Consider the following 16,018-nt stretch of genomic DNA (forward strand, 5'->3'; position numbering starts at 1 on the left):
GATTTTCTTGAAAAAGAAAATAATGATAATTGATGATGAAGAGAATTTCGCCTTATTACTTAAAATACGCCTTGAGTATTCCGGTAGTTACGAAGTTATGGCTGCCACCGAGGCAAAAGATATAATTGAACGTATCCATGTTTTTAAGCCGGATGTTATTCTGTTAGATTTACTTATGCCTGGTATCGGAGGGTTGGATGTTTGCGAAATGCTTAATAATGACCCTTTTGGCCAGGCTATTCCGATAATAGTAGTTTCGGGATTAGATAAAAGTGCGGATAAGATTGAGGCTTTTAAATTGGGAATTACTGATTATTTTGTTAAGCCTGTTGATGATGCCAAGCTTATTGAAGCGATAGAAAAAGCTATAAAATCTAAATCAGAGCAATCCTAAGTTTTAATTAGTGCGGAGGAAGAGACTTGAACTCTTATGGGTTGCCCCACACGCTTCTGAGACGTGCGCGTCTGCCATTCCGCCACCCCCGCAAAAATCAGATTTAAGTATATCTTAGCTCACTAATCCTGTCAACCGGTTAAAACTAGGGGACGGTTCTGCTTTTCTCGAGGCTAACGCTAGAAAAGTAGAACCGTCCTCTTGATTTAAATGAATTGCGGCTGCGTTTTTTTGCTGTTATAATACGAGTTTACTAAGGAGCCTGCCTGCCGGCAGGGAGAAAAGAGTGTTTTTGGAACATTTTAAGATTACCGGTTTTGCTATGGCCCAGATATTTATTTTGGGGGCTTTAGGTTATATTTTGGTGAGGAAAAATATGCTTTCCCACTCCGGCCTTGACGCTTTAAGCCGTTTGGTGATACAGGTTATTTTTCCAGCGATGATTTTTACTCAGTTGATGCAGAATTTTAGCTTTAGTCTTTATCCGAATTGGTGGATTTTCCCTCTGGTTAGCCTAGTAATCACTGCTTGTGGACTGTTGGTAGGTTTCTTTTTACTCAAGCTTATTAAATTAAAAAATCATAAATTGCAATTTTTAAGCCTTGTAGGTTTTCAGAACTCCGGGTATTTACCTTTGGCGATGGTAGCATCGATATTTTCAGGTCAACAGATGAGCAGTATTTTTATTTATATATTTCTATTTCTATTGGGTTTTGATCTGGTGGCTTGGTCATTGGGAATGTATATGCTTACCTACGATAAAGAGGCAAAGTTTAAACTTCAGCATATTTTTAGCCCCCCGGTAATTGCAAATTTATCGACCCTCGCTCTTATCGCGCTGGGTTTAAATAAATTTATTCCGGCTGTTTTATCGAAGCCTATTCAAATGGTGAGTAATTGCGCTTTGCCTTTGGCTTTAATTGTCGTCGGGGGAAATGTCGCTTTAGTGCAGCTGAAGAATATTGATAAAAAAACTGTCTTCTTTTTCCTTCTGGGGAAGTTGATTATTCTGCCGGCATTAGGCATATGGGTGGTACTTAAATTGGGGCTACCGCAATTATTTGGTTTTTTAATCGTTATGCAGCTAGCTATGCCTTCGGCGACTTCTTTATCGGTGATTATTCGCCATTACAATAAAGAAGATGCTTTGATTAGCCAAGGAGTATTTTTTAGCCACGTCATTAGCCTGGTTACTATACCGTTATTTTTAGGTTTATATTTATCGCTGGTTGTGCTAAAATGAGTAAGATTATTATAACTAACCGCAAAGCCTATAGGGATTATGAAGTTCTGGAGTCTATAGAAAGCGGCATCGAGCTTAAGGGCTCAGAAGTAAAATCCCTGCGCGCAGGGAAAATTAATTTAGACGATAGCTTTGCTCGTCCTGAGAAAGAAGAACTTTTCTTATATAACGCCCATATTAGCCATTATACAGAGGCTAGTTATTTAAATGTTGATCCGGACCGGCCTCGTAAGCTTCTTTTGCATAAGAATCAGATTCAAAGAATTATTGGAAAACTTACCCAAAAAGGCCTGACTCTAGTTCCATTAAAGATCTATTTCAATGACCGGGGTTTTGTTAAGGTGGATTTAGCGCTTTGTCGTGGAAAGAAACTTTATGATAAGCGAGCAAGTATTAAGCGCAGGGAAACAGACCGTGAAATGCGCAGGGCAGTAAAGAGTAGAAGAAAATAGGTATGGGGGTGAAAGGGTTCGACTTAAGATATGTCGGATAAAAGCAGCATGCCGCGGACGCATGGTTAGCCGCGTTAATAATCCGTGCACAATTCAAACGCAAACACGACAGTGTCACGTTTAGGAACATTTGTCCAGCCGTCTTTTGCGGCTAGACCGATGTTTCTTCCAGCCTACTGCCCTAATTAAGGCAGTAGCCTCTAACCGTCCAGCCTACGGGATGGATTAGGGCCTTGGTAGGATAGTCTCGGCGGTTAGCCTTCCAAACTGGGATGAAATCGAAAAGGCTGCGCTTTGCAAATCCTGCCTTATAGAAGTTGCAAAGCTAAGACAAATTATAAGGCTAAGCATGTAGCGGCTTCTATTCGATTACTTAGGGACGGCGGTTCAATTCCGCCCACCTCCACCAAAAGTTTATGGAAGAAAAACGTAAATCAATCAGAATTAGTAAACCGCTTCTTCTCAGGTTGAAGGACGCAGCCGGAAAATCTCAAATCCTTTATATTAGTAATATTAATCAGGAAGGGATTTGTTTTATCAGCCAGGTTCAGCTTCCGGAAGGAGGGTATGTTGAAGTGTCTTTAAAGCTTCCTGTCCTGCCGCATGAATGGCTTGATTGCAGGTGTAAAGTTTTAGAATCCAAAGACATAACAAAATTTCCCGGAGCTTTTATCAGTGGTTTCCGTAACCGCGTAAAATTTGATTCTATTTCTGAACAGACGATGATATTCATTAAAGACTACTGCGATTTTGCCGTTAAACAGAACAGAGCGCATCTTTGAAGAGGCGTAAGTAAGGAAAATAACAAAAGGCCGATACCGGCACCCATAAGTCAATAGTTGCTATGATGATTAAAAAATTAAATATATTATTTTTCTTAGCCATACTTTTAATCTCTGGTTGCGTCACGGTTCCTACTGGCGAGAATATCGCGACGTATTCAATAGGCGGGAAAACTTATTATCCTTTGGTCAGTTTATGTGATTTACGCGGCGTCCAGATGCAGTATGAGCCGCTCACGCGCACTACCTATCTGAACAGAGATGCTAATTCCGTAAATCTAAGGGCGCAAGATACTTTGGTCTTAGTTAATAATAACGTAATGCATTTAAATTCTCCCATTGATATCTATCAAGGCACGATTGTGGTGCCTCAACAATTTAAGGAACAGGTTTTTGATGTATTATTTAGTCAAGCTACTATGGCCTATCACCGCCGGCCGGGTACAGGTAAAATAAAATTAACTAAGGTGGTTATCGATGCCGGCCATGGAGGCAATGATCCTGGGGCAATTGGTAGAAGTGGTTTGAGAGAGAAAGATGTAAATTTAGATATTGCCAAAAGATTAAGTAATCTTTTAAGGGCAGAAGGTGTTGTGACAGTGCTTACCCGTTCAAGTGACAGGTTTATTTCGTTATCCGGCCGGGTCAATATCGCCAATAAATCAGGGGCAGATTTATTTATCAGTATTCATTCTAATGCTGCGCGTAGCCGTTCGTTGAACGGTTTTGAAGTTTATTATGTTGCTCCCAGTGTAAGTGATTCTAAGCGCGCTGCCCTTACGGCAAGGAGCGCTTCATTAAATTTAAAAGACGCTGTTTTTGCCGGCAGCAATCAGGATTTAAAGGCGATTGTCTGGGATATGATTTATACCAATAGCCGGGCCGAATCAATAGAGCTATCCCGCTCTGTATGTAAGATTATGGATGGTTGTATTGATGCTAATATTTTAGGGGTAAAAAATGCGCGTTTTCAAGTATTAAAAGGGATTAGGATGCCCGGTGTATTGATTGAGGTTGGTTTTGTCTCTAATTCAAATGAAGAAAGATTGTTGAAGACTGGCGCATATCGTCAAAAATTAGCCGAAGGTATATTGGAAGGCCTGCGGGATTATTCACAAGATATGGCATTAGTAGAGTTATTAAAATGAGTTCAATCGGAGTTTTTGATTCAGGGGTAGGAGGGCTTACGGTAGCCAGGGAGATAATTCGCCAGCTGCCTAATGAAAATATAGTTTATTTCGGTGACACTGCCCGTGTCCCTTACGGGATTAAATCACCGCAGACGGTTATCCGTTTTTCGATTGAGAATATTTTATTTTTATTAAAACAGGATGTTAAGCTTATTTGTGTTGCTTGTAATACAGCGTCTAGCTTTGCTCTTCCGGTAATAAAAAATCATTTCCGCGCTCCAATTATCGGTGTCATTACTCCCGGAGTAAGAGAGGCAGTTTATGCCTCGCAGAATAAGCGCATCGGGGTAATCGGGACCAAAGGCACAATCAAAAGCCGTACTTACGAAATAGAGATTAAGCAGCTTGATCCTAAGGCTAAAGTTACCGTCGTAGCCTGTCCTTTGTTTGTTCCTTTTGTTGAAGAGGGTTGGCTTAGCGGTGAAGTTGTTTTGAGTGTGGCCAAAGAGTATTTGAAACCGCTTCGAGAGGCTGGGGTGGATACAGTAATTTTAGGCTGCACGCATTATCCTTTGCTAAAACCGGTGATTCAGGAAATATTAGGTAAAAATGTTACTTTAATTGATTCTGCTAAACAGGTTGCTTTTGAGGTCAAGAAAATTTTAGCCAGCGAAGATATGCTTAATCGCGGTAAGGGTGGTAAGCACAAATTTTATGTCAGCGATAACCCGGAGTGGTTTAGTTCCTTGGCTCAGAGATTTATGGGTAGAAAATTAACTAACGTTAAGAAGGTGGATAATGTATAGTTTAAAAATAGAAGGTACTTTTAGTTCCGCGCATAATTTAAGAGGCTACAAAGGTAAATGTGAGGATTTGCATGGCCATAACTGGCGCATAGAGGCAATCGTTAAATCAGAGAAACTAAATAATATCGGTATAGTGGTAGATTTTAAAGAACTGAAGAAGAAATTAAATGCTGTTTTGGAAGAGTTGGACCATAAATATCTAAATAAACTAGCTTATTTTAAAAAAGTAAACCCAACAAGCGAGAATATCGCAAAATATCTTTATAAGAAACTTGCAACCAAAATTCCCTTATTGAGTTCTGTGACTGTTTGGGAGAATTCTACCAGTTGCGCTACTTATGAAGAATAAATTTCCCAAGCAGGCGGTGGTGCTGCTGTCGGGTGGCCTGGATTCGGCAACGGTTTTATATTTTGCCAAGGCACTTGGCTACACCTGCTACTGTTTAATTTTTGATTATGGACAGCTCCATAAAAAAGAAATCAATTGTGCTGTTAATGTCGCCAAAGCAAGCCGATCAATATATCGAATTTTAAAAATCGATTTTCCCTGGAAAGGCTCAGCGCTCTTAGATAAGAAAATAAAAGTTCCGGATAAAATTACTAAAGGTATTCCGGCCACTTACGTGCCGGCGCGTAACATTATATTTTTAAGTTTTGCTTTGTCATTTGCCGAAACAATTAATGCGCAGGCGATTTTTATTGGAGCGCACGCGCAGGATTATTCCGGATATCCTGATTGCCGGCCTGAGTTTTTTAGGGCTTTTGTTAAAATGGCCAAAGCTGGTACTTTAGGCGCAGGCAAGATTAAAATTTTAGCTCCGTTGTTAAACCGGAAGAAAGCGCAGATTATAAGCCTGGGGCTTAAACTTAATGTACCTTATAAATTAACTTGGTCATGTTATCGTGGGGCAAAAATGCCTTGTGGAAAATGTGATAGTTGCCATTATCGTGCAAAAGGTTTTAAAGAGGCGGGTTTAGTCGATCCGTTAATCGATTGAAGGCCAGGATTTCCGAGATATTTGATAGCGTGCAGGGAGAAGGGCTGTATTTGGGTGAAAAACAGATCTTTGTGCGTTTTTTTAATTGTAACTTAAGCTGTACTTACTGTGATACTAAACCAGACCGGTTTATAGAATATGAACCGCATGAACTTTTTGAAGAGATTAAGCTTTACCGTGATAAATACCATTCTGTTTCATTCACCGGAGGGGAACCGCTTTTATATAAAGATTTTTTAAAAGAGATATTGAAACTTACTTCAAAGCACGGCCATAAGCATTATTTAGAGACAAACGGCACATTATTTTTTGAGTTGGAGGATATAATCGACCGCATAGATATCGTGGCTATGGATCTAAAGTTTCCAAGTTCAAGCGGAATGGGAAATCTTTGGAATATGCACAGGAAGTTTCTTAAGGTTGCTGTTAATAAAGAAGTGTTCCTTAAAGCAATTATTTGCCTGGCTACGCAAAAAGAAGATTTGATGGAGGCACTGAGCCTGATTAGGGAGGTAAGCCCTTCCAGTGTTTTAGTTTTACAGCCGAACAGTTATGAAAATCAAGATGTTTTGAATGTAAAACTGTCGCAGTTTAGAGAGATAGCCAGCCGGCATAAAGTTACAGCGTGTGTTATACCACAGATTCATAAAATAGTGGGGTTACGATGAAAAATAAACGAGGAAAAATGTCTGCCATAAATGGTGGCGGAAAGAAATCCGATTACGAAGGTTTACAGAGAAATATTCGAAAATTTAAAACTCCTTCTATTGAAGTTTGGCTTAATCAATACGCGGATAAGCTTTATACGATTGACCTGGATATTCCGGAGTTTACTTGTATCTGTCCAAAAACGGGCTTACCGGATTTTGCGACTATTCGGATAGAATATTCTCCGGCTAAATTCTGCGTAGAGTTAAAATCTTTTAAGATGTATACTATATCTTTTCGCAATTTAGGGATTTTTCATGAGCATTTAATTAATAAAATGCTTGAGGATTTTGTGGCTGTGGTCAGGCCGCGCTGGTTAAAGATTAGTGGAATTTTTAATCCTCGGGGCGGTATTACTACGACTGTCTCAAGAGAATATAAAGCTAAATGAGAGAAATTAAAGCAACTCAAATAAGTGTGGCTGTTACTGAATTAGTGCGTCGCGCTAATTTTCTTTTGCGTAAGGATGTTTTATCTGCTTTATGTCGCGCTTATCGATTAGAAAAAAATAAGCGTTCAAAAGCAATCCTTAAGGCGATACTGGATAATGCCGCTTATGCTAAGCAAAAAAACTTAGCTATTTGTCAGGATACCGGTATGCCGGTTGTGTTTGCCGATGTTGGACAGGATGTAAAAATATCCGGAGATTTGAAAACAGCGATAAATAAGGGAGTCAAAGACGGATATAAAAAATATGCCTTAAGAAATTCCATTGTCGTTGATCCTCTTTTAAGAGGAAAATCTAAGTTTTCACCGTGCGTAATCCATACGGATGTAGTTAAAGGAAATAAAATTAAATTAACGGTTTTACCTAAAGGTTTTGGCTGTGAGAATAAATCGCAATTAAAAATGTTTAAGCCTACAGCCAGCACAGAGGAGATCGCCAAATTTATAATTGATGCAGTAAAAAACGCAGGTCCTGATGCTTGTCCTCCATATGTTGTCGGTGTGGGTATTGGAGGAACGGCAGATTACGCTGCTTTATTGGCTAAAAAGGCGCTTTTGAAAAGGATTAGACTACAGAGGGGACTGTCCCCGCAGGGGACTGTCCCCGGTTTTGAGCGGAAACTGTTATTTGAGATAAATAATCTTAATATCGGCCCGATGGGCCTGGGCGGTAAGACTACAGCTTTGGCGGTAAATATTGCAACATACCCGACACATATTGCCGGGTTACCGGTGAGTGTAAATATCAGCTGTCACGCCTTAAGAAGCGCCTCAGTAATTTTATGAAAAAATTCAATACTTTAAAAGCCGGCCAACAGATTTATTTTAACGGGACAATTTATACAGCCCGAGACCAGGCGCATAAAAGAATGTTTGAGGCAATTAAAAAAGGAAAGCGGCTGCCTTTTGAATTAAAAGGAGCAATTATTTATTATTGCGGCCCAACGCAGGCACCCAAGGGAAAAATTATCGGTTCCTGCGGTCCGACGACTAGTTCGCGTATGGATGAGTTTACTCCGTTATTGCTGACTAAAGGATTAAGCGCAACGATTGGCAAAGGAAGCCGTTCTAGAGAAGTAAGAGATGCGATAAAAAAACACAGAGGAGTTTATTTTGTGACTTACGCCGGCTGCGGTGCGTTATTAAGTAAATATGTTAAGAAGGCTAAAACAATTGCTTACCGTGATTTAGGCCCGGAGGCAATCTTAAAATTAGAAGTAAAGGATTTTCCTTTGATTGTGGCAATTGATGCTAACGGAGGGGATATTTATGATGCGTATTGACGGACGCGGTAATGACAAAATCAGAAAAGTTAACATAACCAGAAATTATATTAAATTTCCGGAAGGCTCTTGTTTAATAGAATTAGGGAATACCAAAGTAATCTGTACTGCATCCGTTGATGAATTTGTCCCGCCGTTTTTAAGGGGCTCAGGCACAGGCTGGGTTACCGCCGAGTACGGAATGCTCCCTCGTTCATGCGGAACGCGTATCCCGCGCGGAAAAGATTCCGGCCGCACTTATGAAATTCAGCGTTTAATCGGCAGATCCCTTCGGGCAATTACCGAGATGAAGTATTTAGGTGAGCGTACCATTTGGATTGATTGTGATGTTATTCAAGGTGACGGCGGTACGCGTACCGCTTCAATTACCGGAAGTTTCATTGCTTTAGTTGATGCTTTACAAAAACTTAAAAAAGATGGCAAGATTAGTAAGGTTCCCGTACAGGATTATGTTGCCGCAACCAGCGTTGGGATGCTAAATGGAGATTTGTTGTTAGATTTGTGTTATGAGGAGGATTCTAAAGCCGAAGTAGATATGAATGTGATTATGACTGGTTCGGGTGAATTTATCGAAGTGCAGGGTAATGCGGAACGCAAGCCTTTTTCCAAAGAAAAAATGGATACAATGCTTGATTTCGCCAAAAAAGGAATTGAAGAACTTTTTAGTGTTCAGAGAAAACTTGTCGGAGACATATTGCTATAATGAAGTTAGTAGTTGCTACACGAAACAAAAAGAAGTTGCTTGAGATAAAAGAAATTTTAAAGGGGATGGATTTAACTTTATTGTCCCTTGACACCTATAAAAATTCTCCGAGAGTAGTTGAGAATGGCAAGACTTTCAAGGAGAATGCGGTAAAGAAAGCGGTGAAATTAGCTCGATTTACAGGCGAGCTTTGCTTGGGCGAAGATTCCGGCTTGTGCGTCGACGCTCTGGATGGAGCTCCGGGGATTTATTCAGCGCGTTTCTCAGGGAAAGATAAAAGCGATATTAAGAATAATTTTAAATTACTTAAGTTACTTAAAGATATACCTTGGCAAAAAAGAAAAGCCCATTATGTTTGCGCTGTAGCGCTAGCCGATAAGCAGGAATTGATAGAAGTAGTTGAGGGAAGATGCAATGGTTTAATTGCCTTTGAACCTAAAGGCGCTGCCGGATTTGGATATGATCCGGTATTTTATATTCCAAAATATAAGAAGACATTCGCTCAAACGGGAGAAAAAATCAAGCATAAAATGAGCCACCGTTACCATGCTTTAAAAAAAGCCAAGCGGATAATCCAGAAATATATTGTTAAGCAAGTAGAGAGTTGATATAATAAAAGTTTACGCAATACGGGGCGTGGCTCAGTTTGGCTAGAGCGTCCGCCATTAGAACGTTGGCGGACGAGCGCCAAAGATTCAGTGGCGCTCGCCTGTTTTGATGATTATGTTTGTTTACGTATTAAGAAGTAAAAAAGATAAAAGTCTCTATATAGGCTCAACAAAAAATGTAGATCAAAGGTTTAATAGCCATAATAGAGGAGAAAGTTTATCTACAAAATCGAAAAGACCGTGGGTATTAACTAGGGTTGAGGAATATAATAGTGATTCTTTAGCGTTAAAACGGGAAAAGTTTTTAAAAAGCGGTGAAGGTAGAAGGGTTCTTAAGAATCTAACTTTGTTTAAGTAATAACGGGGAGTGGCTCAGTTTGGCTAGAGCGCTTGCTTTGGGAGCAAGAGGTCGTGAGTTCAAGTCTCACCTCCCCGACATGTTAACGTATTGTATTTGGCTAGAGCGTCCGCCATTAGAACGTTGGCGGACGAGCGCCAAAGATTCAGTGGCGCTCGCTTGCTTTGGGAGCAAGAGGTCGTGAGTTCAAGTCTCACCTCCCCGACATGTTAACGTATTGTATTTGGCTAGAGCGTCCGCCATTAGAACGTTGGCGGACGAGCGCCAAAGATTCAGTGGCGCTCGCTTGCTTTGGGAGCAAGAGGTCACAGATTCAAGTCCTGTCGCCCCGATAAAATGTTTCGGGTAAGACCTCGCCAATGTTTAGTGGTGGGTCGCCCCGACTTTGAAAAATTAAATGCGCCTGTAGCTCAAATGGATAGAGCACCTGCCTTCCAAAGGAGCCTCTATGGGGAAATAAAACTCATAGAGTGCATGTGGCTGTATGCAAGGAAATCCTTATTTTTTAAGGATCACTTGCAGGCAACCCCCGCTATAAGCGGGGAGAGTCCTCAGAGACTATACGCCACACACCTGTAAAGGTGAAGACATAGTCCAGACCGCAACAAGTGTTTCTGGCCGGAGTAATCCGGTGCGGTAAGCTAAGCCGGTTGTTGGCCGTTCGATTCGGCCCAGGCGCATTTAAATAGTATAAAGAATCGAACGGAAGGGGGTGTGGGGGAAAAGTGATGTCCCCCACGCTTTCGGGGTGACAGCGAACGAAGTGAGCGCCATAGGGGCAGAGCCCCTATGGGGAGCGATCCGCCATAGGCGGAGCGCGACAAGTTCGATTCGGCCCAGGCGCATAAAATTTATGGAAAACTGGAAAAAAATATTCACAATTATCGCAATTGTTGTTATCTTTTTTAGCTTTGCCTATGCCTTTCTCTTAGTGGAAGCTAAAAATATAATTGCAGAAAAGATTGCACAGGTAACCGGCCACTCTACCACTATAAGTAAGCTGGATATTAAACCGCCGCTAAATCTTGAGATAAGAGACCTGGAGATCCAAGGCCTGCTGAAGGCTGGTTATATTTATATATCGCCGAGCATTCCTAACCTTTTATTTGGCAGAATTGCTCTTAATAAAGTTAAAATTGTAGGACCGCAGCTTACTTATCAGCGTTTAGCTGTGCCTGTTCCAGTACAAGAGAGCAGTATCTTGGTTGTGGAAACTGTACCTGCGGCTGTTGCGCCTGCGCCTGTTATAACGCCTGCTCCTGCCGCCGCTGCGCAGCATAAAGTTTTGCCCGTAACCATAAAAAGCCTGAAAGTTTATTCTGGTAAGTTAGATTTTATCGATTCAACAGCAAAAAGCGGGGTCATAAAAGTTATGGTTAAGGATATTTACTTTTACCTAACTAATTTATCTACTGTTGTTAAGGATTCCGTAACTAATTTTAGTTTAAAAGGCAATATTTCTTGGAATAGCGGTGAGCCTGACGGCAGGCTCCTTGCGCAGGGATGGATAAATGTTTATAAGAAGGATATGTTGGCTACTTTAAAGATTGAAAATATCGACGCCATTGTTTTTTATCCTTATTATTCAACTTGGGTGGATTTGGAGAAGGCGCGCATTGATAAGGCTAAGTTAAATTTCAGCAGTAATATTAAAGGGGTAAATAATGATGTTGCGGCGGTTTGCCACTTAGAATTAGCTGATATCGTGCGTAAGGTGCGGGCTCCTGAGGAGCCGCAGCAAAAGGCAGAGCGCCTGACTGACGCGGTGCTGGATATGTTTAAAAACATGAATCAAGGAAAAGTAGTTTTGGATTTTACTCTGCATACAAAAATGGATCAGCCGGTTTTTGGGTTTGGCGATATAAAATCCGCGTTTGAGGGAAAACTTATGCAGGGCAGGGCTCAAGCCGGCTTGCGGCCTCAAGACATGTTGCTATTTCCGGCTAAGATGCTGCAGAACGGAATTAAGAGCGGAGTAGATTTCTCTAGCGCCGCGGTTGACGGAGTATTTGCTGTGGGTAATGGAATAAAGGAATTTTTTGAAGACGTTATAAATAAACCGGCTCCGGCGGCAAATTAGTTGTTTATAGAGATTTTCGTGGGTATAGCTTAGTTGTTTGCTCAGCGGTAGAGTCAGAGCGGTAGACTGTGGGCTATTTCATTATTTTGATAAACTTATTGTTCTTTGATATAATTAAATCATGCCAAATCAAAAATGTAAGATTTGCGGTAAAGAATTCTATACAAAGCCTTTTCATGTGAAGAAAGGTTGGGGTAAATATTGTTCTATAAAATGTCGTTCTAAATCTCAATTTAATGGAAAATGGGTCAAATGCGTTAACTGCGGAAGGAAAATTTATAGGACCCCGCGTGATTATAGAAAATCAAAAAGCAAAAGATTTTTTTGTTCAGTAGGTTGCCATTGTTCATGGGAAAATAAAAACGTGCGTTGTGGCGTTAATGCGCCAAATTGGATTGCTGGAGAAAATGCTTATAGGGATATAATGAGAAGGTCCGGTATAGTAAAAAAATGTAATAAATGCGGAATAGATGATAAAAGAATTTTGGCAGTCCATCATAAAGACGGGAATAGAAAAAATAATGTAATAGAAAATTTAGAATGGCTCTGTCGCAATTGTCATTTTATTGTTCATTGGTATTAGTTTTTGGTGGGTATAGCTCAGCTGGATAGAGCACCTGACTGTGGCTCAGGTTGTCGCGAGTTCGAATCTCGTTACCCACCCCATTTTTTATTTTGAGCATATAAAGCCTCCCAACTGGCCGTAGAATCAACGAGTTGCGTCGGTTCTAATCTGTTGTGGAGGCTTTGTACGTCAGGTGCCACACATTCGAACATGGCAAGGCACTTTTCCTGCTCAAATTGCAGTTTCTTGCCGTGTAAGACGAGTTTTGTGCCCAGACACGAGAGAACATACCGCTTGTCCTCTAAAGTGCCCGTGTCGAACCGTTTCTTGGCCGTTTGCGCGAACATAAACGCCTTATCCGCCCGATCCAGCCACGTTTCAGCCCTTGCCTGAGTATCGCCGATTAATTCCTCGTATTTCTGCTTTTCCTTGAGGATATCCTCTTTTTTCTTGGCGTATTCTTCCGCGCCGATCTCTTCGTTCAATCGCATATTAAAAAGCGCGTCTAATTTTTTAACGCAGGCGTCCAGATTATGCCGGTGCGCCTTGGTGATCTCATCGCGGTCGACTATTTCTTTTGATTGATCAGCTTTAAGTTGTTTTATCGCCCAATCCCGGAATTGCGGCGGTATGGTTATTTTGCCTAAAATGTCACGGATTTGATTCTCAAGATCCTCTAAGCGTATAGGCGGCTCGGAGCAATCCCGTTTGATACTGCGCGCCCTTTATTGCACAGGAGGCTCCTTGTTAGAGGCTTATTCTATCAACTTTTCAAAGAACTTTTCGGCTCTTTAAAATCTAATAGTTGCACATAAATCGGGGAAGAACTTTAAAAAATTATTGACATATTTAGTGAATATGCTAAACTTGTTATGCACATATGTTCATAACGATAGGAGGCTATTTTGAGGCCAAAGAAAACTAGATGGGTAAAGTGTATTCCAGGTGAAAGGTGTTTTAAACCACTTTGTAAACCTTTAAATAAGCTGGAAGGGGTCTTTTTGACACTTGATGAGTTTGAGGCTGTGCGTCTAGCCTGTCTTGAAGGATTAAAACAGGTAGAAGCGGCAAAGTTAATGAAGATTTCCCGGTCGACTTTCTCTAGAATTATTACTTTAGCGCACCGTAAGATAGCTGATGGATTAGTTAATATAAAAGCAATTAGGATTGAAGGCGGTTGCTGTAAGATTAAGGGGAGGGGCAAGCAATGAAAGATTGGAAAAAGTTTCTATATATATTAGCAGCATTTCTGGCTTGTTTTTATCTGCCGGTAGAAAATATGCGTTTTAATAACGCGGTCTTTGAAGCATTAGCGCTTGTTAAGTGGTATGCGCGGGAGCACGTGCTCTTGTGTTTGGTTCCGGCTTTCTTTATTGCAGGAGCGATATCGGTGTTTGTCAGCCAAGCGTCAGTGATGAAGTATTTCGGCGCTAAGGCAAATAAATTTCTTTCCTATAGCGTTGCCTCGGTATCGGGAACGATTCTAGCGGTATGCTCATGTACTGTGTTACCTTTATTCTCCGGTATTTATAAAAGAGGAGCTGGACTTGGTCCTGCGGTTGTGTTTCTTTATTCAGGGCCTGCCATAAATGTTTTGGCGATTATCCTAACAGCGCGTATTCTTGGCTGGCAGCTAGGGTTAGCACGAGCCATAGGCGCGGTTATTTTTAGTATTGTTATCGGATTGCTCATGCATTTAATTTTTCTTAAGGAGGAGCGCGCTCGCCATGCGAGCGGAGATTTACAATTAGGTGAGGTTAAAGTGACTCGGCCACTATGGAAAGATATTATTTATTTCTTCTCTATGGTCGCCATACTTGTTTTCGCCAACTGGGGGAGGCCTTTAGAAGGAGATACAGGAATTTGGAGTTTAATCTATGCTTCCAAATGGTGGATTACAGGATTTTTCTTAATAGTTTTAGGATTTAGTATTTTTAGGTGGTTTAAAAAGGATGAATTAAAGGAATGGACCGGAGCGACATGGGGTTTTGCGCTTCAGATTCTGCCGCTTCTTTTAGGAGGGGTGCTTGTATCTGGATTTCTTTTGGGAAGGGTTGGACATGAGGGGGTTATTCCTTCGCGGTTTGTTGAAATGCTGGTGGGAGGGAATTCCTTACGGGCGAATTTCTTTTCATCGATTGTTGCGGCATTTATGTATTTTGCCACATTAACCGAAGTACCTATTTTGCAGGGTCTTATTGGCTCCGGGATGGGCAAGGGGCCTGCTTTAGCGCTTCTTTTGGCGGGACCCGCTTTGAGTTTGCCGAGTATGCTGGTCATTCGGGGTATTATAGGTACTAAGAAAACGGTGGTATATGTGGCGTTGGTTGTGGTGATGGCGACCATAAGTGGCATGATCTTTGGGGCGATAGTTAAGTAGATAGGGAAAATGCATAGAGAAAATAACAAAGAAAGTCGGCTAATTATATCTGCAGGGCTTAATTTGGTAACAACTGCAGCGCAAATTATCGGTGGTGTCTTTTCAGGAAGTCTTTCGCTGATCTCTGACGCGCTGCATAATTTAAGCGATACTGTGGCTTTGGTGATTAGTTTCTTTGCGGTGCGCCTCGCTAAGCGTAAGAATACCGAAGCCCAGACTTTCGGCTATAAGCGTGCTGAGATTCTGGCTGCGCTCTTTAATGCCTGCGCGCTGGTAGTAGTCTCAATATTTCTATTTAAGGAGGCCATTGCCAGATTTTCTCATCCGCACCCGATCAACGGCGTGCTTATGTTGTCTGTGGCTTCAGTTGGATTAATTGCCAACATTGTTTCCGTATTTCTTCTTAAAGCGCATGCACATGAGGATTTAAATATACGGGCAGCATATGTACATCTTTTCTCTGATTTTCTTTCTTCTATTGCGGTAATTATTGGCGCCTTGGCGATTCTAATATCAAAAGCCTATTGGATTGACCCGGCTTTGACTATTCTTATTGGTATCTATGTATTGAGGGAAGGATATAAGATTATCGAAGAAAGCACCCGCATTCTCATGCAACATGTCCCAAAAAGAATAAACTTAAGGGAAATTCAGGCGCGCATAGAAGGAATTGAAGGAGTAAAAGACATTCACCACGCTCACCTGTGGGCGGTAACCGAACGGGATATTCATTTTGAAGCGCATATCAATGTATCGCGGGATATGCCGGTCAGCGAGACGTGTCTTTTAGTAAGGCAAGTAGAAGAAGCGCTTAAAGAAAGTTTCGCTATTACTCATGTGACTTTGCAGGTTGAGTTTAATTCGTGTAAAGGAGTTAGCTTGATTAAGGTCTGATATGGAGAAAAGAAAACTTATTATTCTTAATGAAGGAGATTTATTTAAAGTCGAGCAGATTGTTATTGACCGGGATAAAGACGGAGCGCTGGATTTTGTTAAAGAAGTGATCAAGAAAAAAATCGACAGAGAAAATGCCTCAAAAATGAAACGGGAAGGTATATAGAAGGTATATAAGGAGGGTGGG

Annotated in this window: 22 protein-coding genes, 3 tRNA genes and 1 other RNA gene; 24 read left to right on the plus strand and 2 right to left on the minus strand. The window is 41.1% G+C overall.

The features are described 5' to 3' along the window. Positions 1–7 precede the first annotated feature (7 nt). Positions 8–394, plus strand: coding sequence for a response regulator (locus PHC29_01340; protein ID MDD5108145.1), 387 nt, complete (start codon positions 8–10; stop codon positions 392–394). 11 nt (positions 395–405) lie between these two features. On the opposite strand, the gene PHC29_01345 is transcribed toward PHC29_01340, so the two are convergent. Further along, a tRNA-Leu gene (locus PHC29_01345) sits at positions 406–486 on the minus strand. A 194-nt stretch (positions 487–680) separates the two neighbouring features. On the opposite strand from PHC29_01345, the gene PHC29_01350 reads away from it, so the two are divergent. From PHC29_01350 to PHC29_01440, 19 genes are all read left to right on the plus strand, one after another. Next, complete coding sequence (locus PHC29_01350; GenBank protein ID MDD5108146.1) at positions 681–1,637, plus strand: AEC family transporter; 957 nt, start codon at positions 681–683, stop codon at positions 1,635–1,637. Beyond that, positions 1,634–2,089, plus strand: coding sequence for an SsrA-binding protein SmpB (smpB, locus tag PHC29_01355; protein ID MDD5108147.1), 456 nt, complete (start codon positions 1,634–1,636; stop codon positions 2,087–2,089). Before PHC29_01350 ends, smpB begins: the two co-directional genes overlap by 4 nt. A gap of 4 nt (positions 2,090–2,093) precedes the next feature. After that, positions 2,094–2,498: a transfer-messenger RNA gene (ssrA, locus tag PHC29_01360) on the plus strand. 7 nt (positions 2,499–2,505) lie between these two features. Beyond that, the gene (locus tag PHC29_01365; GenBank protein MDD5108148.1) at positions 2,506–2,871 is read left to right on the plus strand and encodes a PilZ domain-containing protein; all 366 of its coding nucleotides are present in this window, start codon (positions 2,506–2,508) and stop codon (positions 2,869–2,871) included. A gap of 62 nt (positions 2,872–2,933) precedes the next feature. Then, a complete protein-coding gene (locus PHC29_01370; GenBank protein ID MDD5108149.1) occupies positions 2,934–4,019 on the plus strand; it encodes an N-acetylmuramoyl-L-alanine amidase in 1,086 nt (361 codons plus the stop codon). Next, positions 4,016–4,807 (plus strand): glutamate racemase, encoded by a 792-nt coding sequence (gene murI, locus PHC29_01375; protein MDD5108150.1) that lies wholly within the window; start codon positions 4,016–4,018, stop codon positions 4,805–4,807. The genes PHC29_01370 and murI overlap by 4 nt, the downstream gene beginning before the upstream one ends. Further along, a complete protein-coding gene (gene queD, locus PHC29_01380; protein MDD5108151.1) occupies positions 4,800–5,156 on the plus strand; it encodes a 6-carboxytetrahydropterin synthase QueD in 357 nt (118 codons plus the stop codon). The genes murI and queD overlap by 8 nt, the downstream gene beginning before the upstream one ends. Beyond that, positions 5,146–5,805 (plus strand): 7-cyano-7-deazaguanine synthase QueC, encoded by a 660-nt coding sequence (gene queC / locus PHC29_01385; protein ID MDD5108152.1) that lies wholly within the window; start codon positions 5,146–5,148, stop codon positions 5,803–5,805. Before queD ends, queC begins: the two co-directional genes overlap by 11 nt. Beyond that, a complete protein-coding gene (locus PHC29_01390) occupies positions 5,802–6,473 on the plus strand; it encodes a 7-carboxy-7-deazaguanine synthase QueE (protein ID MDD5108153.1) in 672 nt (223 codons plus the stop codon). Before queC ends, PHC29_01390 begins: the two co-directional genes overlap by 4 nt. Next, complete coding sequence (gene queF, locus PHC29_01395) at positions 6,470–6,904, plus strand: preQ(1) synthase (GenBank protein ID MDD5108154.1); 435 nt, start codon at positions 6,470–6,472, stop codon at positions 6,902–6,904. Before PHC29_01390 ends, queF begins: the two co-directional genes overlap by 4 nt. Then, on the plus strand, positions 6,901–7,746 hold the full coding sequence (locus PHC29_01400) for a fumarate hydratase (protein MDD5108155.1): 846 nt from the start codon (positions 6,901–6,903) through the stop codon (positions 7,744–7,746). The genes queF and PHC29_01400 overlap by 4 nt, the downstream gene beginning before the upstream one ends. Beyond that, positions 7,743–8,243, plus strand: coding sequence for a FumA C-terminus/TtdB family hydratase beta subunit (locus tag PHC29_01405; GenBank protein MDD5108156.1), 501 nt, complete (start codon positions 7,743–7,745; stop codon positions 8,241–8,243). The genes PHC29_01400 and PHC29_01405 overlap by 4 nt, the downstream gene beginning before the upstream one ends. After that, positions 8,233–8,946, plus strand: coding sequence for a ribonuclease PH (gene rph, locus PHC29_01410; protein MDD5108157.1), 714 nt, complete (start codon positions 8,233–8,235; stop codon positions 8,944–8,946). The genes PHC29_01405 and rph overlap by 11 nt, the downstream gene beginning before the upstream one ends. Continuing rightward, positions 8,946–9,554 carry an XTP/dITP diphosphatase gene (locus PHC29_01415; protein MDD5108158.1) on the plus strand — a complete coding sequence of 203 codons (609 nt, stop codon included), beginning with the start codon at positions 8,946–8,948 and terminating at the stop codon, positions 9,552–9,554. The genes rph and PHC29_01415 overlap by 1 nt, the downstream gene beginning before the upstream one ends. A gap of 115 nt (positions 9,555–9,669) precedes the next feature. Then, positions 9,670–9,912 carry a GIY-YIG nuclease family protein gene (locus PHC29_01420; GenBank protein ID MDD5108159.1) on the plus strand — a complete coding sequence of 81 codons (243 nt, stop codon included), beginning with the start codon at positions 9,670–9,672 and terminating at the stop codon, positions 9,910–9,912. A 3-nt stretch (positions 9,913–9,915) separates the two neighbouring features. Beyond that, a tRNA-Pro gene (locus PHC29_01425) sits at positions 9,916–9,990 on the plus strand. 775 nt (positions 9,991–10,765) lie between these two features. Next, a complete protein-coding gene (locus PHC29_01430) occupies positions 10,766–11,992 on the plus strand; it encodes a DUF748 domain-containing protein (protein ID MDD5108160.1) in 1,227 nt (408 codons plus the stop codon). A gap of 121 nt (positions 11,993–12,113) precedes the next feature. Beyond that, complete coding sequence (locus tag PHC29_01435) at positions 12,114–12,575, plus strand: HNH endonuclease signature motif containing protein (protein ID MDD5108161.1); 462 nt, start codon at positions 12,114–12,116, stop codon at positions 12,573–12,575. A 6-nt stretch (positions 12,576–12,581) separates the two neighbouring features. Next, positions 12,582–12,658 (plus strand) — tRNA-His (locus tag PHC29_01440). On the opposite strand, the gene PHC29_01445 is transcribed toward PHC29_01440, so the two are convergent. Continuing rightward, a complete protein-coding gene (locus PHC29_01445; GenBank protein ID MDD5108162.1) occupies positions 12,647–13,042 on the minus strand; it encodes a hypothetical protein in 396 nt (131 codons plus the stop codon). The two genes, PHC29_01440 and PHC29_01445, sit on opposite strands and share 12 nt — an antisense overlap. Positions 13,043–13,462: 420 nt before the next feature. On the opposite strand from PHC29_01445, the gene PHC29_01450 reads away from it, so the two are divergent. Genes PHC29_01450 through PHC29_01465 form a run of 4 tightly spaced genes read left to right on the plus strand, consistent with a single transcriptional unit; the run spans position 13,463 to position 15,997 of the window. Further along, positions 13,463–13,768 (plus strand): DUF134 domain-containing protein, encoded by a 306-nt coding sequence (locus PHC29_01450; GenBank protein ID MDD5108163.1) that lies wholly within the window; start codon positions 13,463–13,465, stop codon positions 13,766–13,768. Further along, entirely contained in the window at positions 13,765–14,937 is a 1,173-nt protein-coding gene (locus PHC29_01455) for a permease (GenBank protein MDD5108164.1), read from the plus strand. The genes PHC29_01450 and PHC29_01455 overlap by 4 nt, the downstream gene beginning before the upstream one ends. A gap of 9 nt (positions 14,938–14,946) precedes the next feature. Next, on the plus strand, positions 14,947–15,831 hold the full coding sequence (locus tag PHC29_01460; protein ID MDD5108165.1) for a cation diffusion facilitator family transporter: 885 nt from the start codon (positions 14,947–14,949) through the stop codon (positions 15,829–15,831). A gap of 1 nt (position 15,832) precedes the next feature. Next, positions 15,833–15,997, plus strand: coding sequence for a hypothetical protein (locus tag PHC29_01465; protein MDD5108166.1), 165 nt, complete (start codon positions 15,833–15,835; stop codon positions 15,995–15,997). Positions 15,998–16,018: the final 21 nt, after the last annotated feature.

This window comes from Candidatus Omnitrophota bacterium (assembly GCA_028712255.1).
Classification (GTDB): domain Bacteria; phylum Omnitrophota; class Gorgyraeia; order Gygaellales; family Profunditerraquicolaceae; genus UBA6249.